At 63.3% G+C, this 23,073-nt stretch carries 22 protein-coding genes; 7 read left to right on the plus strand and 15 right to left on the minus strand.

Features of this window, described 5'->3' with window-relative positions; genetic code table 11:
* Positions 1-6: 6 nt before the first annotated feature.
* The 3 genes from Q8O96_RS11460 to Q8O96_RS11470 are packed head-to-tail and all read right to left on the minus strand — an operon-like array spanning position 7 to position 2,357.
* On the minus strand, positions 7-765 hold the full coding sequence (locus Q8O96_RS11460; RefSeq protein ID WP_305948819.1) for a YgcG family protein: 759 nt from the start codon (positions 763-765) through the stop codon (positions 7-9).
* 33 nt (positions 766-798) lie between these two features.
* Positions 799-1,749: a YgcG family protein gene (locus Q8O96_RS11465; protein ID WP_305948820.1), complete on the minus strand. Its 951-nt coding sequence runs from the start codon at positions 1,747-1,749 to the stop codon at positions 799-801.
* Positions 1,749-2,357, minus strand: coding sequence for a LemA family protein (locus Q8O96_RS11470; RefSeq protein WP_305948821.1), 609 nt, complete (start codon positions 2,355-2,357; stop codon positions 1,749-1,751). Before Q8O96_RS11470 ends, Q8O96_RS11465 begins: the two co-directional genes overlap by 1 nt.
* 399 nt (positions 2,358-2,756) lie before the next feature.
* Between Q8O96_RS11470 and bglX the strand changes: the two genes are divergently transcribed.
* Positions 2,757-5,048, plus strand: a complete 2,292-nt coding sequence (gene bglX, locus Q8O96_RS11475) for a beta-glucosidase BglX (RefSeq protein ID WP_102861524.1) — start codon at positions 2,757-2,759, stop codon at positions 5,046-5,048.
* Between the two features lie 240 nt (positions 5,049-5,288).
* Here the strand turns inward: bglX and Q8O96_RS11480 are convergent, their stop codons facing one another.
* The 9 genes from Q8O96_RS11480 to Q8O96_RS11520 all read right to left on the minus strand — a co-directional run bounded on the left by Q8O96_RS11480 (position 5,289) and on the right by Q8O96_RS11520 (position 14,805).
* Positions 5,289-6,446, minus strand: a complete 1,158-nt coding sequence (locus Q8O96_RS11480) for a phosphatidylserine/phosphatidylglycerophosphate/cardiolipin synthase family protein (RefSeq protein WP_207167185.1) — start codon at positions 6,444-6,446, stop codon at positions 5,289-5,291.
* Position 6,447: 1 nt separating this feature from the next.
* Complete coding sequence (locus tag Q8O96_RS11485) at positions 6,448-7,029, minus strand: YceI family protein (RefSeq protein ID WP_102861522.1); 582 nt, start codon at positions 7,027-7,029, stop codon at positions 6,448-6,450.
* Between the two features lie 100 nt (positions 7,030-7,129).
* The gene (locus Q8O96_RS11490) at positions 7,130-7,900 is read right to left on the minus strand and encodes an IclR family transcriptional regulator (protein WP_102861521.1); all 771 of its coding nucleotides are present in this window, start codon (positions 7,898-7,900) and stop codon (positions 7,130-7,132) included.
* Between the two features lie 85 nt (positions 7,901-7,985).
* Complete coding sequence (locus Q8O96_RS11495; protein WP_305949023.1) at positions 7,986-9,428, minus strand: amidase; 1,443 nt, start codon at positions 9,426-9,428, stop codon at positions 7,986-7,988.
* Between the two features lie 17 nt (positions 9,429-9,445).
* A complete protein-coding gene (locus Q8O96_RS11500; protein ID WP_102861520.1) occupies positions 9,446-10,756 on the minus strand; it encodes an MFS transporter in 1,311 nt (436 codons plus the stop codon).
* Between the two features lie 98 nt (positions 10,757-10,854).
* A complete protein-coding gene (locus Q8O96_RS11505) occupies positions 10,855-12,030 on the minus strand; it encodes a M20 aminoacylase family protein (protein ID WP_102861519.1) in 1,176 nt (391 codons plus the stop codon).
* A 175-nt stretch (positions 12,031-12,205) separates the two neighbouring features.
* Positions 12,206-12,535 (minus strand): amidase, encoded by a 330-nt coding sequence (locus Q8O96_RS11510; RefSeq protein ID WP_110595015.1) that lies wholly within the window; start codon positions 12,533-12,535, stop codon positions 12,206-12,208.
* Positions 12,532-13,629 carry a serine hydrolase gene (locus Q8O96_RS11515; RefSeq protein WP_305948822.1) on the minus strand — a complete coding sequence of 366 codons (1,098 nt, stop codon included), beginning with the start codon at positions 13,627-13,629 and terminating at the stop codon, positions 12,532-12,534. Before Q8O96_RS11515 ends, Q8O96_RS11510 begins: the two co-directional genes overlap by 4 nt.
* A 276-nt stretch (positions 13,630-13,905) precedes the next feature.
* Positions 13,906-14,805 (minus strand): acyl-CoA dehydrogenase, encoded by a 900-nt coding sequence (locus Q8O96_RS11520; protein WP_305948823.1) that lies wholly within the window; start codon positions 14,803-14,805, stop codon positions 13,906-13,908.
* 140 nt (positions 14,806-14,945) lie between these two features.
* On the opposite strand from Q8O96_RS11520, the gene olsB reads away from it, so the two are divergent.
* A complete protein-coding gene (gene olsB / locus Q8O96_RS11525) occupies positions 14,946-15,701 on the plus strand; it encodes an L-ornithine N(alpha)-acyltransferase (RefSeq protein WP_102861515.1) in 756 nt (251 codons plus the stop codon).
* A complete protein-coding gene (locus Q8O96_RS11530) occupies positions 15,701-16,495 on the plus strand; it encodes a lysophospholipid acyltransferase family protein (protein WP_305948824.1) in 795 nt (264 codons plus the stop codon). Before olsB ends, Q8O96_RS11530 begins: the two co-directional genes overlap by 1 nt.
* Positions 16,496-16,599: 104 nt before the next feature.
* Here the strand turns inward: Q8O96_RS11530 and Q8O96_RS11535 are convergent, their stop codons facing one another.
* Positions 16,600-17,181, minus strand: coding sequence for an ACP phosphodiesterase (locus Q8O96_RS11535; RefSeq protein ID WP_102861513.1), 582 nt, complete (start codon positions 17,179-17,181; stop codon positions 16,600-16,602).
* Positions 17,182-17,334: 153 nt separating this feature from the next.
* Here Q8O96_RS11535 and Q8O96_RS11540 point away from each other — a divergent pair, with 153 nt between their 5' ends.
* From Q8O96_RS11540 to Q8O96_RS11550, 3 genes are read left to right on the plus strand one after another with little or no spacing between them, the layout of a single operon-like run.
* Positions 17,335-17,637 carry a helix-turn-helix transcriptional regulator gene (locus Q8O96_RS11540; protein WP_016965050.1) on the plus strand — a complete coding sequence of 101 codons (303 nt, stop codon included), beginning with the start codon at positions 17,335-17,337 and terminating at the stop codon, positions 17,635-17,637.
* 18 nt (positions 17,638-17,655) lie between these two features.
* Positions 17,656-18,822 carry an MFS transporter gene (locus Q8O96_RS11545; protein ID WP_102861512.1) on the plus strand — a complete coding sequence of 389 codons (1,167 nt, stop codon included), beginning with the start codon at positions 17,656-17,658 and terminating at the stop codon, positions 18,820-18,822.
* Between the two features lie 33 nt (positions 18,823-18,855).
* A complete protein-coding gene (locus Q8O96_RS11550; RefSeq protein WP_102878651.1) occupies positions 18,856-19,905 on the plus strand; it encodes an alkene reductase in 1,050 nt (349 codons plus the stop codon).
* Between the two features lie 64 nt (positions 19,906-19,969).
* On the opposite strand, the gene Q8O96_RS11555 is transcribed toward Q8O96_RS11550, so the two are convergent.
* A complete protein-coding gene (locus Q8O96_RS11555) occupies positions 19,970-20,854 on the minus strand; it encodes a DMT family transporter (RefSeq protein ID WP_102861510.1) in 885 nt (294 codons plus the stop codon).
* A gap of 162 nt (positions 20,855-21,016) precedes the next feature.
* On the minus strand, positions 21,017-21,649 hold the full coding sequence (emhR, locus tag Q8O96_RS11560) for an efflux system transcriptional repressor EmhR (protein WP_102861509.1): 633 nt from the start codon (positions 21,647-21,649) through the stop codon (positions 21,017-21,019).
* Positions 21,650-21,914: 265 nt separating this feature from the next.
* Here emhR and emhA point away from each other — a divergent pair, with 265 nt between their 5' ends.
* On the plus strand, positions 21,915-23,072 hold the full coding sequence (gene emhA / locus Q8O96_RS11565; RefSeq protein WP_102861508.1) for an efflux RND transporter periplasmic adaptor subunit EmhA: 1,158 nt from the start codon (positions 21,915-21,917) through the stop codon (positions 23,070-23,072).
* Position 23,073: the final 1 nt, after the last annotated feature.

The following is a 23,073-nucleotide window of genomic DNA, read 5'->3' on the forward strand; positions in this document are numbered from 1 at the left end:
TTTGAGTTACCAGCCGCCGGAGGAACCGCCGCCGCCAAAACTGCCGCCGCCACCGCTGAAGCCGCCACCGCCGGACCCACCACCAAAACCGCCACCGCCGAAACCACCCCCACCACCGCCACGACCGCTGGTGGTGGTGATGAAACCGAGCGCCTGCGCCACCATCACCACCAGGATGAACAGCAGCACCATGAAGAGGAACAGCCACGGGTGACGCTGGACAAAATCCTCCTGGTCGCTGCTCTGGCCGCCGCTGTCGTAGGCCGTGGCCGGCTCGTCCAGCGGCGTGCCGCCGAGCACCAGGAGCATGGCCGAAACCCCGTCGCTGATGCCCTTGCTGAACTGCCCGGTCTTGAACGCCGGGGTGATCACCTGGTTGATGATCACCGAGGCCTGGGCGTCGGTCAGGCGCTCCTCCAGGCCGTAGCCCACTTCGATGCGCAGCTTGCGCTCGTCCCGAGCGACGATCAGCAGCGCGCCGTTGTTCTTGTCCTTCTGGCCGATGCCCCAGTGGCGCCCCAACTGGTAGCCGTAGTCCTCGATGCTGGCGCCTTGCAGGTCCGGCAGGGTCACCACCACCAACTGTTCGCTGGTGGCCTGTTCGTGGGCTTGCAGTTGCCGAGTCAGCTGGGCGCGGACGCTCGGCTCGATCATCTGCGCGTCGTCCACCACCCGCCCAGTCAGGGCCGGGAACCTGAGTTCGGCCTGGGCCGAGACCGCGAAGACCCAGAGCAACAGCACCAGACCGATTTTATAGAGTCGCATCAGCACCTCATCCTTAATGTTTGTCCGCGTGTACTACCAACTGCCAGACGCCCCGCCACCGCCAAAACTGCCACCGCCGCCCCTGAAACTGTCCGAATCCGAGCTGGAACTGGAGCTGGAGCTGGAGCTGCTGGAGTCGAACCAGTCGAATGAACCGCTGCTCGCACTGCTGTCGCGCTCGGCCCTGGGCTCGCGCCTGGACGAGTCATCGCCGGTGTCGCGCCGCCCGGCGCTTGCCGCTTCACCGTCGTCGCGCGTGTAGAGCAAGAGCCCGACCAGCGGCACGCCGACGAACACCGAGAAAAACACCAGCTTGAACCACCACAGCCATTCGATCTGCTGGTACCAGCTCTGCACCACCCAGCGATGCTCCAGCATCCGCGTGCTGTTGGGCTCCAGCAGACGCACGATGGAGGTGGTGCCGGTAATGATCCCGGAGGAGTACAGCTCATCCTTGAAGTACGGAATGATCGAGTCGTTGATGATCAGGTGCGCCCAGATATCGTCGATCCGCCCTTCCAGCCCGTAGCCCACCTCGATCCGCACCTGGCGCTCGTCCTTGGCCACCAGCAGCAGGACACCGTTGTTCCTGTCCTTGCGGCCGATGCCCCAGTGCCGGCCCAGTTGCAGGCCGAACTCCTCGATGCTGTAGCCGCCCAGGCTCGGCACCGTGACCACCACCACCTGGTCGCTGGTGCTTTGTTCAAGCCGTTCGAGCATCTGCGTCAGGTAGACCTGCGCCGAAGGCGTCAGCAACTGGGCGGTGTCCACCACACGCCCGGTCAACGGGGGGAACAGGCTTGCAATCGGTGCCGCTGTCGCCGTGGCCGTGGCCGGTGCAGGCCCGACCTGGACAGAGGGCTGCGTCGCACGCAACGGCACCCCATCCATGGGTGTTGAACCTGAGGGTTGCGCCAGTACGGCGCCACTCACCAGCCCCAGCCACAGCAGCGCGCCTCGTAGCACGCGCTGCCCGAGGGCCATCAGAATTTCACTTGCGGCGCTTTGTCGGCGTCAGGGCTGGTGGCTTCGAAGGATTCACGCACCGGCAGGTCGCTGTACATCAGGCTGTGCCACAGGCGGCCGGGGAAGGTGCGGATCTCGGTGTTGTACTTCTGCACCGCCAGGATGAAGTCGCGGCGGGCCACGGCGATGCGGTTCTCGGTGCCTTCCAGCTGAGATTGCAGGGCCAGGAAGTTCTGGTTGGCCTTCAGATCCGGATAACGCTCGGAGACCACCATCAGGCGGCTCAGGGCTCCGCTCAACTGGTCCTGGGCCTGCTGGAACTGCTTGAGCTTTTCCGGGTTGTCCAGGGTCTTGGCGTCCACCTGGATCGAGGTGGCCTTGGCCCGCGCCTCGATCACCGCGGTCAGGGTGGCTTCCTCGTGCTTGGCGTAGCCCTTGACGGTCTCCACCAGGTTGGGGATCAGGTCGGCGCGGCGCTGATACTGGTTCTGCACCTGGCCCCAGTCGGCCTTGACCTGCTCGTCCAGGGTCGGAATGTTGTTGATGCCGCAGCCGCTGAGCAGGCTGGCAAGCAACAACAGGGCAGCGACGGGCCAGCTCAAGCGCAGGCTTTGGGTGATGTTCATGGGTGGGGCTCCTTGCACAACCTGATGGAAAAGAATCTTTTGCCCGTTTTCACACATTCTGTGGGGCAAAATCTGCCTGCGCCACTGGAATGCATCGGGCTGATGGGCTAAAAGATGCCCAGCGCGAAAAAGAGTTCAGAAATAAGGCGGTGTGAAAACGTCGCGAGTGAAGGCAAGACAAGGCAAAAACAGGCGAGGACGCGAAGTGTAGGAGCCTACATGAGCATTCCGATCGGACTCGCGCACGAGCCTGTTTTTAACGCCGTATTGCCGAACGCAGTGGTTTTCACACGGCCTGAAGCGTGCTGGATTTATCTGAACAACAATAGTCGCTCCCTAAATTTTGGCTGTTCGACGCGTCACTCATGCGTCGGTCTTGAGCCCTTGAGAACACTATTCATGAATAAGCTGTGTTTGCTGGGCCTGCTGGTCAGCCTGGCCAGTCACCCTGTGTTGGCCGAATCTGCCCCGGTCCCCCTGGAAAACAAAGACGCCTTTATCAACGACCTGCTCAAGCGCATGACCCTGGAAGAGAAGATCGGCCAGTTGCGCCTGATCAGCATCGGCCCGGAAATGCCCCGCGAGCTGATCCGCAAGGAAATCGCCGCGGGCAATATCGGCGGCACTTTCAACTCCATCACCCGCCCGGAAAACCGGCCGATGCAGGACGCGGCCATGCGCAGCCGGCTGAAGATCCCGATGTTCTTCGCCTATGACGTGATCCACGGCCACCGGACCATCTTCCCCATCAGCCTGGCCCTGGCGTCCAGCTGGGATATGGACGCCATCGGTCGCTCCGGGCGCATCGCCGCCAAGGAGGCCAGCGCCGACAGCCTGGACATCACCTTCGCGCCGATGGTGGACATCTCCCGCGATCCTCGCTGGGGCCGTACCTCCGAAGGCTTCGGCGAAGACACCTACCTGGTCTCGCGCATCGCCAAGGTCATGGTCAATGCCTACCAGGGCCAGAGCCCGGCCTTGCCGGACAGCATCATGGCCAGCGTCAAGCACTTCGCCCTGTATGGCGCAGTAGAGGGCGGTCGCGACTACAACATCGTCGACATGAGCCCGGTGAAGATGTACCAGGACTACCTGCCGCCCTACCGCGCAGCCATTGACGCCGGTGCCGGCGGAGTGATGGTGGCCCTGAACTCCATCAACGGCGTGCCGGCCACCTCCAACACCTGGCTGATGAACGACCTGTTGCGCAAGGAATGGGGCTTCAAGGGCCTGGCGGTGAGCGACCACGGGGCGATCATCGAGCTGATCCGCCACGGCGTCGCCAAGGACGGTCGCGAGGCCGCCAAGCTGGCAATCAAGGCCGGCATCGACATGAGCATGAACGACTCGCTGTACGGCAAGGAACTGCCGGGGCTGCTCAAGTCCGGCGAGATCGAGCAGAAGGACATCGACAACGCGGTGCGTGAAGTGCTGGCGGCCAAGTACGACATGGGCCTGTTCAAGGACCCTTATGTGCGCATCGGCAAGGCCGAGGACGACCCGGCCGACACCAACGCCGAAAGCCGCCTGCACCGCAGCGACGCCCGGGACATCGCCCGCCGCAGCCTGGTGCTGCTGAAGAACCACAACGACACCTTGCCGCTGAAGAAAACCGCGAAGATCGCCCTGGTCGGCCCCCTGGCCAAGGCCCCCATCGACATGATGGGCAGCTGGGCCGCCGCTGGCGTACCGGCACAGTCGGTGACGCTGTACGACGGCATGCGCAACGTCCTGGGTGACAAGGCCCAACTGGTGTACGCCCGGGGCTCGAACATCACCGCCGACAAGAAGGTGGTGGACTACCTGAACTTCCTCAACTTCGATGCCCCGGAAGTGGTGGACGACCCGCGTCCGGCGCAGCAGATGATCGACGAAGCGGTCAAGGCGGCCAAGCAGGCGGACGTGATCGTGGCCGCTGTGGGCGAGTCCCGTGGCATGTCCCACGAGTCTTCGAGCCGCACCGACCTGCACATCCCCGCCAGCCAGCGCGAGCTGATCAAGGCCCTCAAGGCCACCGGCAAGCCTCTGGTGCTGGTGTTGATGAATGGCCGGCCGCTGTCACTGTTGGAAGAAAACCAGCAAGCCGACGCCATCCTGGAAACCTGGTTCAGCGGCACCGAGGGCGGCAACGCCATTGCCGACGTGCTGTTCGGCGACTACAACCCGTCGGGCAAGCTGCCGATCACCTTCCCTCGCTCCGTGGGCCAGATTCCCACCTACTACAACCACCTGACCATTGGCCGGCCGTTCACGCCGGGCAAGCCGGGCAACTACACCTCGCAGTACTTCGACGACACCACCGGCCCGCTGTATCCGTTCGGCTATGGCTTGAGCTACACCAGCTTCAGCCTGTCGGACATGGCACTGTCCTCCACCACCCTGAACAAGAGCGGCAAGCTCGATGCCAGCGTGACTGTGAAGAACACCGGCAAGCGTGACGGCGAAACCGTGGTGCAGCTGTATATCCAGGACGTGGCCGGCTCAATGATCCGCCCGATCAAGGAATTGAAGAACTTCCAGAAAGTCATGCTCAAGGCCGGCGAAGAGAAGTCCATTCACTTCACCATCACCGAGGATGACCTGAAGTTCTACAACGCCCAGCTCAAGTACGCCGCAGAACCGGGCGACTTCAATGTACAGATCGGCCTGGATTCCCAGGACGTCAAGCAACAGAGCTTCGAACTGCTCTGATGCCTGTCAGTGGCCGGCGCAGGACCTGCGCCGGCCGCCTCCTTCTGCAATCCCAGCAATCCCCACAATCGCTGCAATATCTGTAGCCGCTGCCGAGCCTGCGAGGCTGCGCAAAGGTCCGCAGGGCCTTGCTTGTCGATCTACCGCCAAACCTCCATCGGACTCACGACCGCCGCGACCGCTTCGCGCTCGTTCGCAGCCTCCGGCAGCGGCTACAGCCAGCCATGTCAGCCGTGACGGTCAGCCGCGCCGGTCCAGCAGGTTGACCACCAGGCGGTCGACCCAACCCCAGATCCGCTGCTTGACCCGCCGCCACAACGGCCGGTTGCGCCACTGCGCCAGGCTGATCTCTTCACTCTGGGCGAAGTCCGCCTCAAAGCTCGCCGCCACGGAGTGGGTCAGGGGCGGGTCCAGGGCCTCCAGGTTGGCTTCCAGGTTGAAACGCAGGTTCCAGTGGTCGAAATTGCACGACCCCACACTGACCCAGTCGTCCACCAGCACCATCTTCAAATGCAGGAAACGCGGCTGATACTCGAAAATCCGCACGCCGGCCTTGAGCAACCGCGGGTAGTAACGGTGCCCGGCATAGCGCACGGCCGGATGATCGGTGTGCGGCCCGGTCAGCAACAGGCGTACGTCGACGCCCCGGGCGGCGGCCTTGCGCAATGAGCGCCGCACCGACCACGTCGGCAAGAAGTAAGGCGTGGCCAGCCAGATGCGCTGCCGGCCGCTGTGCAGGGCACGAATCAGTGAATGCAGGATGTCGCGATGCTGACGCGAGTCGGCATAAGCCACCCGGCCCATGCCCGCCCCCGAGTCAGGCACACGGGGCAGATGGGGCAGGCCGAAATCCACGTCGGGCCGCCAGGCGCCCTTGCGCAGGTTGGCGCTCCACTGGCGGTCGAACAGCCTTTGCCAGTCCAGCACCGCGGGCCCGGCGATCTCCACCATCACTTCATGCCAGTCGCAGCTGTTGTCCTCGGGCTGCCAGAACTCATCGGTAACCCCTGTACCGCCCACCACGGCCAGGGACTGGTCCACCAACAACAGTTTTCGATGGTCGCGATACAGATTGAGAAAGCCCTGGCGCCACTTCAGGCGGTTGTAGAAACGCAGCTCGACACCGGCCGTGGTCAAGCGCAGGCGCAAGGCCTGGGTAAAAGCCAGGCTGCCATAGTCATCGAACAGACAGCGCACCCGCACCCCGCGCTCGGCAGCCTGGACCAGGGACTGGACCAGAGCGTCGGCACAGGCGCCGGCTTCCACCAGATACAGCTCCAGCTCCACCTGCTGCCGGGCGCGGGCAATGGCCACCAGCATGCGCGGAAAGAACTGGGGACCGTCGATCAACAGCTCGAAGCGGTTGCCTTCACGCCAGGGGAACACCGCTCCGCGCATTTCAGCGCGCCGTGAAGATCAGTACCGCACCCACCGGTACCGAGAAACTGATGGCCGACAAGCCAGCCACTTTGCGCAGGCTGTCGAGGCCCGGTGCCAGGTTGAAGTCTTCGGCATTGAGAACCAGCGGTTCCAAGGTCACCACCTGGAAACGCCGCTCATCCAGGCGAGTGGCCAGCAGCTCGGCGTTGTAGGTGTGTTCCTGGCCGTGCAGGGCCACGGTGACCGGCAACAGCAGCTCGATCTGCGCCCCGGGGGCCAGGTCGTTGATCGGCCGCAGGTTGATCTGCGTCGTGATCTGCGCTTCGGGAAACTGCTGGACCTGGAACAGCTCCTGACGCATGCGCTCATCGCGCAGGGGAATGCCGCTGCTGATCGAGTCCAGCTCGATCTGCAACCGGGCCTGGCCCTTGGCGTCGACCTTGCCGTGCAACACCAGGAAGCGCTGGACCTCGGAAATACTGGCGTTCTTGGTGGTCACGAAGGACACCCGGGAAGACTCGTTGTCCAGGTACCAGTTGGCCTGGGCCGGCAGGGCAAGTACCCCGAGCAGGCTGATAAGAAGGCGGATCGGCGTACGCATGCAAGCTCCCGTGAACAGAAGGCGCCACCTTAACCGGCTGCCAGGGGGCTGGCAAACACCGCGCTCAAGTGGGGCCCAGCCGTAGCAGACGGGGAATGGTTCAGGCAATGGACTTCTGCAATTGCTCGATGGTGTCGGCCAGCAATCCCAAGTGACGATTGCGCACCTGCTCGACACAGCTCAGGTCCATCGGCCAATGCAGAGCGATGCTGCCGATCACCCGGCCTTCGGCCTGCAACGGCAGGGCCACGGCACGAATCAGAAAAGGCAGTCGTACCGGATATTCCCAGTGGCCCTCGGTACGCTGACCGAAGCCCAGATGCTGGGACTGGGCGCAAGCTTGTTGCTGGTCTTCGGCCGGTACTCGCTCACGCTCGGCCAGACGCTCGACTTCATCACTGGCCAGGGCCCCCAGGCAGGCCTTGCCCATGGCCGAATGAAACAGGCTGGCATGCTGGCCGACAATCCGGCTGTTGTTCGGGTAGCGCTTGCGCAACACCGCAGGCACCGCACTTTCCAGGACCTCAAGGTGCTCACCGTCAAAACTCGACAGGTCGCTGACCAGTCCGGTGCGTGCACTCAACTCCAGCATCCAGGGCGCCGCCTGCTCCACCAGATGGCGCTTGAAGCGTTGCCGGCTGTCGCCGAACAGGCTGCGGGCGCTCAGGCGATAACGCCTGTCGCTCAGTCCACGGTAGATCCAGCCCTGCTCCTGCAGGGTCAGCAACATGCGCGACACCGTGGCCTTGGCTAGGCCCGTCAGGTAGTGCAGCTCCTCCAGGCCCAGGGCCTGGTGCTGACCCAGCAACTCGACGATGGCCAGGGCCCGTTCCACGGAACGCACGCTGCCGGTTTCTACCTTGCTGGCCATAGTCCGAACTCCCTGACTGAAGATGGGTAAAGGTTTTTCCCAGCAAGATGCGGGCCTCAGAACCCTATCAACGGCATTTGCCTGGTTACAGCAGGTTACCCGGAGGGCGTTGCCGCACCCAGTGCGTCAGTTGTTCGTGGGCATAGGCCAGTTGCAGCACGGCGTGGTCGGCCTGGGCCGGCCCGATGATCTGCAAGCCCATGGGCAGGCCCGCCAGATTGAACCCCACCGGAATGCTGATACTGGGCAGGCCGGCCAGGGTCGGACCGATCACCACCTCCATCCAGCGGTGATAGGTATCCATTTCCTGCCCATCGATCTGCCTTGGCCAGGCCTGCCGTGCATCGAAAGGGAACACCTGGGCCGTGGGCAGCAGCAGAAAATCGTAACGTTCGAACAGCCGCAGCAAGGCGCGATACCAATCGCTGCGACTCTGGGAAGCGCGGTACACGTCCGCGGCACTGAGGCTGGCCGCGCCCTCCACTTCCCAACGCGCCTCGGGCTTGAGCCAGCGGCGCTGGTCCGGGTCGTTGTGCAACAGCCCCAGGGAACCCTGGACCAGCCAGTGCCGGTGCACCAGCCAGCAGTCCCACAACTGCGCCATGGAAAACTCCGGCTGGCAGCTTTCCACTTCACAGCCCAGATGGGTGAAGTCGGCCAGGGCCTTTTCGCACAGGCTCAGGACGCCCTGCTCCATGGCCAGGTAGCCGTTGTAGTCACCCAGCCAGCCCAGGCGCAGGCCACGTACATCCCGTTGCAGAGGCGCCTGCAACAGCGCCGGATCGTCCTTGAGGGACAAGGGCACTCGCGGATCATATCCGGCCTGGGTGCTCAACAACCGCGCCACATCAGCCACCGTGCGCCCCATCGGCCCTTCGGTAGCCAGTTGCTGCACGAACAGCTCAGGGGTCGGGCCGAATGGCACCCGCCCCTGGGAGGGGCGCATGCCGAACACGTTGTTGAAGGCCGCCGGATTGCGCAGCGAGCCCATCATGTCGCTGCCATCGGCCACCGGCAGCATGCGCAAGGCCAGGGCCACCGCCGCCCCGCCGCTGCTGCCGCCCGCGCTCAGGCTGCTGTCATAGGCATTGCCGGTGGTGCCGAACAACTGGTTGTAGGTATGGGAGCCCAGGCCGAACTCCGGCACGTTGCTCTTGCCGACAATGATCGCGCCGCTTGCACGGACCCGGGCCACGCTGATGGCATCCACCTGGGGTACCTGATCGGCGAACAGCGGCGAGCCCATGCTGGTGGCCAGCCCTGCGGTGGCTGCCAGATCCTTGATCGCCTGGGGCATGCCATGCATCCAGCCCATGGACTGCCCCCGGTCCAGTTGCCGGTCACGCTCATCGGCCTGGGCCAGCAGATCCTGCGGATCGCACAGAGAGACCAGGGCATTGACGCCCGGGTTGTAACGCTCGATCTGCTGCACATAAGCCTGCATCACCTCGCGACAGGACAGCTCGCGCGCATGGATCGCCCGGGATAGTGCCAAGGCATCCAACTCGACGATGGACTCGTTGGCCATTGCTTCGCTGTGCTTGATCAAGACTCGCCTCCCAGGGTCACGGCATCTTGTTTGTCGTCTCTGACCGCGTCATGCATGCAGTAGATACCCAGCAGACTGAGGATCGAGGTCAGCAAGACATAGAAGGATGGCGCCACCGGCGTGGCCATGACCTTGCTCAGCCAGGTCACGATCAAGGGCGCAAAGCCACCGAACAACATCACCGTGACGTTATACGCCACCGACACCCCGGTGGAACGCACCTCGATGGGAAACTGCTCGGCCAGGGCCGTAGGACCGGGACCGAAAAAGCCGCCAATGGCACCGCACAGCAACATTTGCATCACCAGCAGGCGCTCAATGGACGGCGCCGCGGCGACCCACACATACAAGGGATAGACCATGACGAAAAACGCCAGGGTGAAGGCCATCAGCACTGGGCGCCGGCCGATGCGGTCCGACAGCGCCCCGGCAAAGGGAATCACCAGGGTCATCAGGGCCACGGCGAACATCTGCACCAGCAGCACCTGATCCAGGGGCAGGCCGAGGTTGGTGTGGGCAAAGGTCGGCATGTTCACCAGCACCACATAGAAAGACACAGTGCTGCCGCAGCACAGGCCCATGGAGACCAGGATCGCCCGGCGATGGGCCGACACCACCTGCCACAGCCCCGGCCCCTTGCCACCTGCCTGCTTGCGCGCCTCGATGAAGGCCTCCGGCTCCTCCATGTACTTGCGAATCCACAGTCCCACCGGACCGATCAGCAGGCCGATCACGAACGGCAGGCGCCAGCCCCAGAGATCCAGGGTCTGCGGCGAGAAGAGGTGGGTCACCGCCGCCGCCATCGCCGCTCCGCTGAACACCGCTAGGCACTGTCCTACCAACTGCCAGGAGCCATACAACCCCTTCTTGTCCACCGGGGCACTTTCCACCAGGTAGGCCGTGGCGCTGGCGTATTCCCCCCCGGTGGCAAAGCCCTGGAGCATCCGCGCCACCACGATCAGCAACGGCGCGCCCAGGCCAATGGCCGCGTAGTTGGGGGCAAAGACGATCATCGCAATGGCCACGGTCATCAGCTGGATGATCACCAGCATCGCCGCCTTGCGGCCTTTGCGGTCGGAATACATGCCCAGCAGCACGCCGCCCACCGGGCGCATGAAAAAACCCACGCCGAAGGTGGCCAGGGCCATCAGCAGCGAGGTGTACTCGTCTTCAGCCGGGAAAAACTGGCGGGCGATAAAGCTGGCGAGAAAGCCATAGACGATGAAGTCGTACCATTCCAGGGCGTTGCCAACCACGGCGGCAACCACTTGCCGGGTCTTGGAAACAGCAGGTATCGAGACGCTCATGGGAGGTTCCTTGATACTTTTGAGCCTTCTTGCGGGCTCGGAAAAGTGCCGGACGCATGGCACGCCCGGGCCGCACAGCGCTACAGGAACAGGAGGGTTCAGACGGGCTTGAGCCAGCTCTCCGCCAGCGCGCTCCAATAGGCCGCACCGGTGAGCAGGATGTCGTCGTTGAAGTCGTAACCCGGGTTGTGCACCATCGGTTGCGCTATGCCATTGCCGATGAACAGGTAGCTGCCGGGGCAGCGCTGCAGCATCCAGCCGAAGTCTTCGCTGCCCATCAGCTTCGGCGTTTGGCCATTGACCGCCTCGGCCCCCACCAGCTCGACACCGACCCGCCGGGCAAACTCGGTTTCTTCAGGACTGTTGACCAGCACCGGATAAGCCGGGCGGTGGTCGATGCTGGCGCTGCAGCCAAAGCTTTCGGCCTGGGTGCGGATGATCGACTTGACCCGCTCCAGCATCTGCTCGCGCACCGGTGCGTTGAGGGCCCTGAGGCTCAGGCGCAGTAACGCCTGCTGGGGAATCACGTTGGCCGCCTCACCCGCCTGCAAGGCCCCCACCGTCACCACCGCCGCTTCCTGCGCGTCGATATTGCGCGCCACCACCGTCTGCAAGGCCATGACCATGCTGGCCGCGGCCACCAAGGGGTCCACCGCCAGGTGGGGCATGGAGCCGTGACCGCCGACGCCTTCGACAATCACCTCAAGCAGGTCCTGGGACGCCATCATCGGCCCCTCGCGAAAGCCCAGGTGACCGGCCGGCAGCCCAGGCATGTTGTGCAGGCCGAACAGTGCATCACAGGGGAAGCGTTCCAGCAGGCCATCGGCAAGCATCGCCTCGGCACCGCCCTGGCCCTCTTCCGCGGGCTGGAAAATCAGGTTCAGGGTGCCGTCGAACGCTCGGGTCGCCGCCAGGTAGCGCGCCGCCCCCAGCAGGATGGTGGTGTGGCCGTCATGCCCGCAGGCGTGCATGCAACCGCCATGGCGGCTGCTGTAGGGAACCCCGGTGTTCTCGATGATCGGCAAGGCGTCCATGTCCGCCCGCAGGCCCAGGGTGCGCGTGCCCGTGCCGTTGCGCAGAACACCCACGACCCCGGTTCGGCCGACGCCGGTGTGCACTTCATAACCCCACTCCTGCAGACAGCGAGCCACCAGCGCCGAAGTGCGTTGCTCTTCGAAACCCAGTTCCGGGTGGGCATGAATATCCTGGCGGATGGCCCGCAGATCGCTGGCAATGTCGTTGAGCCAGGCAAGGATGTGCTGGTGTCGGGTCATGGCGAATCTCCTCTGGGCCGGGTGGCTTCCCGTTCTTTTTTTTTCGGAGCGTTGCACGAGGCGCCGGAGCGTGCTCGAAGCTCGGCGTCAGATAACCGCGAGCCGGAGCACAGGACAATCAAATGTGGTTCCACTGGATGGAACACATAATCTGCAGCGCTGCCTGATCCAGGGATCAGGGGGCGAGGCGACAGCCTTCCCGGGGACCTAGCCAGAGTGCGCTGTGGGTACGCCCCAGGGCGCTGGCGGTGACACGTCGGCTCTGCGGTTCATCGCTAAAGCCGCTGATGGGCAGGTACTGGCGCACATAGGCACGGCAGTAGTCGGCAGGTTGTTGCATCACGTAACGGCAGGAGCAGTACTCCTTGGCGGTGTAGGCACCGAGGATATCCGGGAAGGCTTGCAGCGCCACCCGGTGCTGCCAGCTCCAGCCCAGCAGCAGGAGCAGCGCCACCAACACCAGGCCGAGCAGCGGATGACGGCGGAAAAAGGCCCGACGCTTCATGGCTGCCCCTGGCTGGAAAACGCCGCCAGGACTCGCTTGAGCAAGTCATTGTGCCGATAGCTGCCATCGCGATCGTCGCCGTAACGCACGATCACCAGGCGCTGCGCCGGCAGGACATACAGCGCCTGTCCCCAGTGCCCCAGGGCCGCATAGGTATCCGCTGGAGCATCGGGCCAGGGCTGAGGAGCACCGTCCACCGAGCGGTTGAGCCACCAGTGCCCTCCCGCCACCGCCTCATCCTGGTTGGCCCGATAGCCGGCAAAGGGCGTGCGGCTGAACTCGACCCAGGCCCTGGGCAGCAACTGCCGGTCACGCCAGCGCCCCTCACGCAGCATCAACAGGCCGACACGGGCCAGATCGCGGGCCGTCAGGTAGAGGTAGGAAGACGCCACGAAGGTGCCGGCGGCGTCGCGTTCCCACACCGCCTGGGTGATGCCCAGCGGTTCGAACAGGGCACGCCAGGGATAGTCCGCGTACTGGTCTGCCCCGACCATCCCCCGCAGGCTGGCCGCCAGCAGGTTGCTATCGCCGCTGGAATAACGGAAGACCTGCCCCGGTGGGGTGGAGCGCGCCTGCTGTGCAGCAAATGCCGCCATGTCCCGATGCCCGCGGGTATAGAGCATGGCCACCACTGAGGAATTGAGGGGGGCGTATTCGTAGTCTTCCTGCCAATCCAGACCCGAGGCCCAATGCAACAAATCCTCCAGGCTGATAGCCGGATGCGGCTGCAGCGCGGGGTAATATTTTGCCGCGGGGTCCTGGAGCTGGAAGCGGCCTTCACCGTAGGCAACGCCCAACACCACCGCCAACAGGCTTTTGCTGGCAGACCAGATGAGATGGGGCGTCTGTGGTCCGGTGGCGCCGGCGTAGCGTTCGTAAAGCACCTGGCCATCGCGGATCACCAGCAAGGCGTCAGTGCGAATGCCTTTGTGGGACTGGTCGTCCCTGGGCACAAAGGCATAGTCCTCCAGAGCCTTGAGCGCCGGGCCACTGACAGTCGGCCCCCGACTCCATTGCTGCGCCGGCCACTCCTCGGCCCAGGCCGGCAAGCAGAGGTACACCAGTAACGCCAGCAGAATCGGAGCCTTGGCCATGGATGACACTCGAACAACGTCAGTGGCCGAGCCTAGTCCAGGCTGATGACAGTTTCACTGCAAGTGCCCCCGTTTGTTGGAGCTGGCTGGCCAGCGCAGACGTCATCGAGCCTTGTGCGAGGCCCTCGGGCCCTTTCGCCGGCAAGCCGGCTCCTACGAGTGATGTTGTGCCGTGAGCCGTAGCGGGAAGGCCTCATTTTTTGGAGCGGCTGGCCGGCAAGCAAGCCATCGAGCCTTGTGCGAGGCTCTCGGGCCCTTTCGCCGGCAAGCCGGCTCCTAGGCAAGGGGACGCCGTTGCTGAAACGAGGCCAGGGCTTTGGCCAGGCGTTGTTCCCGGGCGCTGGCCGCCAGGTCCAGCAGGGCCTGGTCACGGGACCATTGGTTGCGCCAATGCTCGGGGCCATTGGCGAATGCGGCGTCGATTTCAGGCCGCAATACCTGGAACTGCGTGAACAAACCAGCCAATAGAATGTGCCCGCCACTCAAGGAGGGATTCTGCCGACTGACTTCGGCACAACCTGCAAGCAACCCCAGTACCTGCAACTGCAAGGGCTGCGGCCAGCCGCTGTCCTGCCCCACGCCATACAGCCAGGCGAGTATGGCGCTCAGGACATAGATGTCCTCCAGGGTGCGGAAGGGTTTGACATAGGCGTCCCAGCCATCGCCGGCCAGCAGTTCGCAGGCGGCGTTTTCCAGCAACAGGCAGCCGTGGCTGATCTCCGGCATCAGGGCGATGGCGGGCAGGGTCTGGACCTTGACCCCAGGCTCCCCGGCATAGACCACGGTCAGGCGCAAGGCTGCCCGCTCACCCGGGGCCTCGCTGCGGGCCGCCACCAACAGCCAGTCGGCGGCATCGCCAGCGGTCACGAAATCCTTGCGCCCCTGCAGGCGCAGATCCTCCAGCCGGGTCTGCATGTCCGCCGGACGCAGGCTGCGGCGCTCGGTCGCGCACATAGCCCCCAGGCTTTGCGGCGCACTGGGCCACAACATGCGCAACGCCGCCTGGTAGCCCACCAGGAACGCCAGCCCCGGAGTCTCCATCAGACGGCCGCCGAGCACCGCCAGTTCGAAGGGCGTAACGCTGCCCAAATGGGCCAGCAAAGCCCCGTAGCCCTCGGCCAGATCGGGGTTGACGGGCAGTCGGTCACGGCTCTCGAGCAGGGCTTGCCAGGGCATTCGAAGATCCTCAGGGGCTGTCATATAAGCATCACCAAAGCTTCATGGCGATGACACCGGGGCTACATAGCCTGACTTTGCACAACAAAGTCGATTGGCTGCAACCCACGGCGGGTCGGTAGCCCGCACGGAGATTCACGATGACTCAGATCGCCCGCATCAGCGACACCGGCACTGAACGCCGCCTGCAAGCCGAACGCCTGATCGGCGCCCAGGCCCTGCAAGAAGCCCAGGCCCTGCGTTTCAACGTCTTCAGCGGCGAGTTCAACGCCAAGCTCAAGGGCGCGGAATGGGGTCTGGACATGGATGACTATGATGTTCACTGCAGCCACATCGGTGTACGCGACTTGAACACCGGGCGTCTGGTGGCCACCACCCGCCTGCTGGACCATCAGGCCGCCAGCAGCCTGGGACGCTTCTACAGCGAGGAAGAGTTCAGCCTGCACGGCCTTGCGCACCTCAAGGGCCCCATCCTGGAAATCGGCCGCACCTGTGTCGACCCGGCCTATCGCAACGGCGGCACCATCGCCGTGCTCTGGGGCGAGCTGGCGGAAGTGCTCAACCAGGGCGGCTACAGCTACCTGATGGGGTGCGCCAGCATCCCCATGCAGGACGGCGGCATCCAGGCCCAGGCCATCATGCAACGGCTGCGCGAGCGCTACCTGAGTACCGAACACCTGCGGGCCGAGCCGAAGCACCCGCTGCCCAGCCTGGACATTCCTTCCAATGTCATCGCCGAGATGCCGCCACTGCTCAAGGCCTACATGCGCCTGGGGGCGAAGATCTGCGGCGAACCCTGCTGGGACCAGGACTTCCAGGTCGCCGACGTGTTCATCCTGCTCAAGCGCGACGAGTTGTGCCCGCGTTATGCACGGCACTTCAAGGCGGCGGTCTGATGCGCCGGCTGCGGGTCTACGGGCGCATCGCCCGGGTACTGCTGGTGGTCGCGCTGGGCCTGAGCATGGCCAGTATCTTCGGCTTGCTGGAACGCCTGGGGGTCGCCAACTCCATGGTTCGGCGCCAGCGCTGGTCGCGGTTCTTCATGGCTCGCCTGAGCAATGCCCTGCCGTTTCGGGTCACGGTGCACGGCGAGTTGCCTCGCCAGCCGATGCTCTGGGTCAGCAATCACGTGTCCTGGACCGATATTCCACTGCTGGGCATGTTGACGCCGCTGTCGTTCCTGTCCAAGGCCGAGGTGCGCACCTGGCCGGTGGCGGGCTGGCTGGCGGCCAAGGCCGGCAGCCTGTTCATCCGTCGTGGGGCCGGTGACAGCCAACTGATCCGCAAGCAGATGACCCGACACCTGCAGGAGCAGCACCCACTGCTGCTGTTTCCTGAAGGCACCACCACCGACGGCCGTGCCCTGCGCACCTTCCACGGCCGCCTGCTGGCCAGCGCCATCGATGCCGAGGTGTCCCTGCAACCGGTGGCGATCCGTTATTTGCGCGATGGCCAGATCGATACCCTGGCTCCTTTCATTGGCGACGACGACCTGCTCTCGCACCTGATGCGGCTGTTTGCCAACGACCGGGGCCAGGTGGAGATTCATGTGCTCAAGCCGATTGCCTACCAGGGCCAGGAACGTGCGGCGCTGGCCTTTCAGGCCCAGCAAGCCGTACAGAAAGCCCTGTTCGGTGAGGTCATACAGCCCGCCGAACCACGCCGCAACGGCGAACTGGTCGCGGCCTGAAACTCGCTGTAGGAACCGGCTTGCCGGCGAAAAGGCCTTCAAGCCTGGCGCCACTCATGAAGGCGCCTTCGCTGGCAAGCCAGCGCCTCCCGGTGGAACGTTCGTCAGGGCAACTGGGTGTGCTGCGCGGCGAATGCCTGCAACTGCGGGTAGAAGGCTCGGAAATCTTCGCTCAAGGGCTGATACAGCCGCTCCAGCTCGATCATCGCTGCAGTCAATTCCTCTGGCCGTGACAAGCGTCGGGCAATGCCCCGCAAGACCTGCTCCAACACCGCGAAATCCCGATAGGAACCCAGCCAGTCATCAGCAGCCATGTACGGCGCAATCTGCGCCAGACGCGCCGGCAGTTGCGGCTCGGCCGCCAGCACCCGGTACACCTCGGCGGTGAACAGCGGCAAGGGACGATCGGCGTAATGAGCCCAGTCACGGGCCAGGCAGTGATCGAAGAACACGTCGATGACGATGCCGGCATAGCGCCGCCGGGTCAGGGAGAAACGCGACAGTGCCGCCGTCACCCGAGGATGGCTGTCGGTGTAGGTATCGATGCGCCGATGCAGCTGGATCGCCGCCTCGACCTCGGGGGCAAACTGCCCTTGCAGGCGGCCTTTGACGAAATCGCCATACAGGCTGCCGAGTAATTGACCCGGACGCTGGCCGCCAAGGTGTAGATGTGCGAGATAATTCATTCGCGCAGCTTAGCACCGCGCCCAACATATCGTTATAACCCGATATACCGATAAGTGATGATTTAAGATCAAAATCATATTGGTATATCGCGAAATAACGATTTAAATTTCGCCTCATCGCGATACAACGTTTTATGGAAAACGAGCACCGCCATGTCCCTCGACCTCGACGAAATAATAAAAGCCCTGGCACATCCGGTTCGCAGGGAAATCCTGCACTGGCTGAAAGACCCGACAGTCGAATTTCCCGATCAGGCTCACAGCAATGAGCACGGCGTCTGTGCCGGACAGATCGATCAACGCTGCGGCCTGTCGCAGTCGACCGTGTCCGCCCACCTCGCCACGTTGCAACGCGCAGGCCTGATCAGCAGCCGGAAAGTCGGCCAATGGCATTTTTTCAAACGCAATGAGGAAGTCATCCAGCAGTTCCTCACGCAAATGAGCCAACAGCTCTGATCTGACAAGGACCCGACAATGCCCCTTTCACTCATCATCCTGGCCTTGAGTGCCTTCGCCATCGGCACCACCGAGTTCGTCATCATGGGGCTTTTGCCCGATGTGGCGGCGGACCTCGGGGTGTCGATTCCCGGTGCCGGCTGGCTGGTGACCGGCTACGCCCTGGGTGTGGCCATCGGCGCGCCGTTCATGGCCCTGGCCACCGCACGGCTGCCACGCAAGGCAGCCCTGGTAGCACTGATGGGGATCTTCATTGTCGGCAACCTGCTGTGTGCACTGGCCAGTGATTACAACGTGCTGATGTTCGCCCGGGTAATCACGGCGCTGTGCCACGGTGCCTTCTTCGGCATCGGTTCTGTGGTGGCCGCCGGCCTGGTGCCCGCCAACAAGCGCGCCTCGGCCGTGGCCCTGATGTTCACCGGCCTGACCCTGGCCAACGTACTCGGCGTGCCCCTGGGTACTGCTCTGGGCCAGGCAGCCGGCTGGCGTTCGACCTTCTGGGCGGTGACGGTCATCGGTGTGGTGGCGCTGATCGGCCTGCTGCGCTTTTTGCCGGCCAAGCGCGATGAGGAAAAACTCGACATGGGTGCGGAACTGGCGGCCCTCAAGGGCGCGGGGATCTGGCTATCCCTGAGTATGACCGCACTGTTCGCCGCGTCGATGTTCACCCTCTTCACCTACGTTGCGCCGCTGCTCGGCGACGTCACCGGCGTCTCGCCCCGGGGCGTGACCTGGACCCTGCTGCTGATCGGCCTGGGCCTGACCCTGGGCAACATCATCGGCGGCAAGCTGGCGGACAAGCGCCTGGGCGCCACCCTGATCGGCGTGTTCGCGGCCATGGCCGTGGTCTCCACTGTACTGACCTGGACCAGCGTGGCGTTGATTCCCACCGAGATCACTCTGTTCCTCTGGGCCACCGCTTCGTTTGCTGCGGTGCCGGCCTTGCAGGTCAATGTGGTGACCTTCGGCAAAGCCGCACCCAACCTGGTTTCGACCCTGAACATCGGCGCTTTCAACATCGGCAACGCCCTGGGCGCCTGGGTCGGCGGCAGCGTCATCGCCCACGGTTTCGGCCTGACCAGCGTGCCCCTGGCGGCGGCGGTCCTGGCGATCCTGGCCCTGCTGGTGACGCTGATTACCTTTCGCCAGGGCGGCAACGCCGAACTGGCTGCTGCAACCCACTGATCCGTTCCTTTCCTATATAGAAGGCTGTATTCCATGACCACTCTCTTTGATCCGATCAAGATCGGCGACCTCGAGCTGTCCAACCGCATCATCATGGCCCCACTGACCCGCTGCCGCGCCGACGCCGGCCGCGTGCCCAATGCGCTGATGGCCGAGTACTACGTGCAGCGGGCCTCCGCTGGCCTGATCCTCAGCGAGGCCACCTCGGTGACCCCAATGGGGGTGGGCTACCCGGACACCCCCGGCATCTGGTCCAACGACCAGGTGCGTGGCTGGGCCAATGTAACCAAGGCCGTACACGGCGCTGGCGGCAAGATCTTCCTGCAGCTGTGGCACGTGGGGCGGATTTCCCACCCGTCCTACCTGGACGGTGAAACGCCAGTGGCGCCAAGCGCCATCCAGCCCAAGGGCCATGTCAGCCTGGTGCGTCCACTGGCCGACTACCCAACCCCGCGAGCCCTGGAAACCGCTGAGATCGCCGACATCGTCGACGCTTACCGGGTCGGTGCGGAAAACGCCAAGGCCGCCGGTTTCGACGGTGTGGAAATCCACGGCGCCAACGGTTACCTGCTGGATCAGTTCCTGCAAAGCAGCACCAACCAGCGTACCGACCAGTACGGCGGTTCTCTGGAGAACCGTGCCCGCCTGCTGCTGGAAGTCACCGACGCCGCCATCGAGGTCTGGGGCGCTGGCCGAGTGGGCGTGCACCTGGCACCCCGTGCCGACTCCCATGACATGGGCGACGACAACCTGGCAGAGACGTTCACCTACGTAGCCCGCGAGTTGGGCAAACGCGGCATCGCCTTTATCTGCTCCCGCGAGAAAGAAGGCGCCGACAGCCTGGGCCCGCAGTTGAAAGCGGCTTTCGGTGGCCCCTACATCGCCAACGAGCGCTTCACCAAGGACAGCGCCAATGCCTGGCTGGCCGCCGGCAAGGCTGACGCCGTTGCGTTTGGTGTACCTTTCATCGCCAACCCGGACCTGCCGGCCCGCTTGAAGGCCGATGCGCCCTTGAATGAGGCGCATCCGGAAACCTTCTACGGCAAGGGCCCAGTGGGCTACATCGACTACCCGGCGCTGTAAGCCTGCCTCTGTAAATAGAAAGCCCCGACTCTCGCGAGCCGGGGCTTTTCTTTGAGTGCCAGGATTAACGCTTGCGTTGAGTCCAGGCCACCGCCAGGCCGCTCAGGCAGATCACCGCAATCCCGATAAGGCCGTAGCGGTCCGGGGTATGGTCGAAGATCAGGTAGCCATACAGGCCAGCGAACAGTATCTGTCCGTAGCTGAAAGGCGCCAGCATCGCCGGCGCGGCATGACGGAAGGCCTGGGTCAGCAGCATATGGCCAAGCATGCCGCAGGTGCCGAGGCCGATCATGAACAGGCCGTGAATAAAGCTTGGCGTGCTCCAGAAAAACGGCAACAACGCGCTCATGATCAGGCTGTTGAAGATCCCGGTCAGGAAGTTGCTGGTAGTCGGGCTGTCGATGCCGCTGAGCTTGCGGGTGAGCAACTGATAAAAGCCGAAGCACAGCGCCGACCCCAGGGGCAGCAGGATCGCCGGAGTGAAGAGAACGCCACCAGGGCGCACCACGATCAGCACCCCGACGAAGCCCGCGAGCACCGCCAGCCATTGCCCACGGCTGACCCGCTCGCCCAGGAACGGCACAGACAAGGCCGTGACCAGCAAGGGCGCAAGAAAGTTGACCGCGGTAGCTTCCGCCAGGGGGATATAGCGCAGGCCAGTGGTGAACAGCAGGCTGGTGCCGATCAGGCACAAGGCCCGGAGCAGTTGCAGGCCGGGACGCTTGGTTCGTACCACCGCGGAAAAACCGCTGCGAGGCACGAACACCACCAGCATCAGCAAGGTATGAACCACGTAACGAGCCCAGACCACCATGACGATGGGGTAAAAGGCCGAGAGATATTTGGACAGCGTGTCGTGACTGGCGAAGAGCAGAACCGCCAGACAAATCAGGGCGATCCCCTTGATTGGCTGTTCTGCGCCTTTGAACGGTGAAGGGTTCACACTCATTCACACACCCGCAACAAAATCACTACAAAATACGTAGCTCGCTATCTATCAAGATGCAGCCAGCCCGTATATAAAAGCACCCCATCGCGATCCGGCGAGCGCGGTAATGAATCTCCCTCGCCGTAAATCTTGACATAACTGGACTCAATTACGCATTTTGTCTTAATGACGCAGGTTCGGGCTCAAGCGCAGCATGTCCAGCCCGATGTCGATCCAGCGCTCCGCCTCGGTGTGCAGAGCGAAGCTGTCAGGGGCCAGCAGCCATTGATAAAGGATGCCATCGATAAAGGCCCGCATGCTGATAGCCGCTCGCATAGTGTCGAGATTTTCGGGCAATTGCCCACGATTCACTGCATTGGTCAGCGCCAACTCGATACGCAGGTTGCAGTCCAGGCTGGCGGCACGACGCTGGCGACGCAGGTCGCACATTTCATCGGTGAATTCGCACTTATGAAACAGAATTTCATTAATGCGTCGGGTTTTCGGGTCCAGGGCAACTTGATGAAACAAATGAATGAGCAACTTGCGCATCCAGCCCAACGGATCCATTTCATCTACATTTTCACTGGCGGCAGCCATCTCATCCAAGGGTTCACGCAGGCTGTCGAGCATGGCCTGCACCAGATCGGCCTTATTGCTGAAGTGCCAATAGATGGCACCCCGAGTCACCCCTGCCAGCGCCGCGATATCGGCCAGGGTGGTACGCGCCACGCCACGCTCGTAAAAGGCCTTTTCGGCGGCCTCGAGTATCTGGCTGCGAGTTTCTTGAGCTTCCTCTTTGGTACGACGGACCATGGCAGTAAAACCTCGATCAGGATCTTTCAGCGATGCGTGAAGACCTTCTGAATAAATATGGAACGGCATCTCGAGTGCCGTTTGCCCAACCTACAATTCAACACCTACAGGGGCTTTTGTAACCGGATGGGTACGCCGCCAGGGTATTTACAAACAACCATGAACGTAAGTATATTCCTTAGCAAGCTACTAATCCACTCAGCCAACTCTTTTTACCCTTCCACTTTTCTTGTGCGCATCTTGCGTGCCTGACCCGAGGATCTTCATGCAACTCAAGCCAGCTGTTACCGCTCTGGTCACTGCCGTCGCCCTGGCATCGCTGCTCAGCGGATGTAAAAAGGAAGAGGCGGCGCCAGCCCCTCAAGCCCCTCAGGTCGGCGTCGTTACCCTGCAACCACAAGCCTTTACCTTGACTTCCGAACTCCCGGGCCGGACCACCGCTTTCCGCATCGCCGAAGTTCGCCCACAGGTAAACGGGATCATTCTCAAGCGTCTGTTCAAAGAAGGCGGAGATGTTAAGGAAGGTCAGCAGCTTTATCAGATCGATCCATCGGTCTATGAGGCAACGCTGAAGAGCGCCGAGGCCAATCTGCAATCGACCAAGTCGATTGCAGATCGCTACAAGCAATTGGTCGATGAGCAGGCCGTGAGCCGCCAGGAATACGACACCGCCGTGGCCAACCGTCTGCAATCGGAAGCCTCCCTGCAAAGTGCCCAGATCAACCTGCGCTTCACCAAAGTGCTGTCGCCCTTGACCGGCCGCATTGGCCGCTCCTCGGTAACCGAAGGCGCCTTGGTCAGCAACGGCCAGGCCAATGCCATGGCAGTGATCCAGCAGTTGGACCCGATCTACGTCGACGTCACCCAGTCCTCGGTTGAGCTGCTGGAACTGCGCCGCGAGCTGGAAAGCGGTCGCCTGCAGAAAGTGGGCGACAACGCCGCCAAGGTCAAACTGACGCTGGAAGACGGCAGCCAGTACAAGCTCGACGGCAAGCTGGAGTTCTCCGAAGTCTCGGTGGATGAAACCACCGGCTCGGTGACCCTGCGCGCCGTGTTCCCCAACCCCCAGCACACCCTGTTGCCGGGCATGTTCGTCCACGCCCAGCTGCAAGCTGGGGTCAACAGTGCAGCGATCCTGGCCCCACAACAAGGCGTGACCCGCGACCTGAAAGGCACCCCGACCGCCCTGGTGGTTGGCCCGGACAACAAGGTCGAGCTGCGCCAGCTCAAGGCCAGCCGCACCGTCGGTAGCCAGTGGCTGGTGGAAGATGGCCTGAAAGCTGGTGATCGGCTGATCACCGAAGGCCTGCAATTCGTCAAGCCGGGCATTGAAGTCAAGGCCAGCGAAGCGACCAATGTAGCAACCAAGAACCCGGCCCCTGCACAGGCAACTGACAAAGCTGCAGGCGGCAAAGGGGAGTAAA

The sequence above is a fragment of the Pseudomonas sp. LPH60 genome (assembly GCF_030718165.1).
GTDB lineage: Bacteria > Pseudomonadota > Gammaproteobacteria > Pseudomonadales > Pseudomonadaceae > Aquipseudomonas > Aquipseudomonas danubii.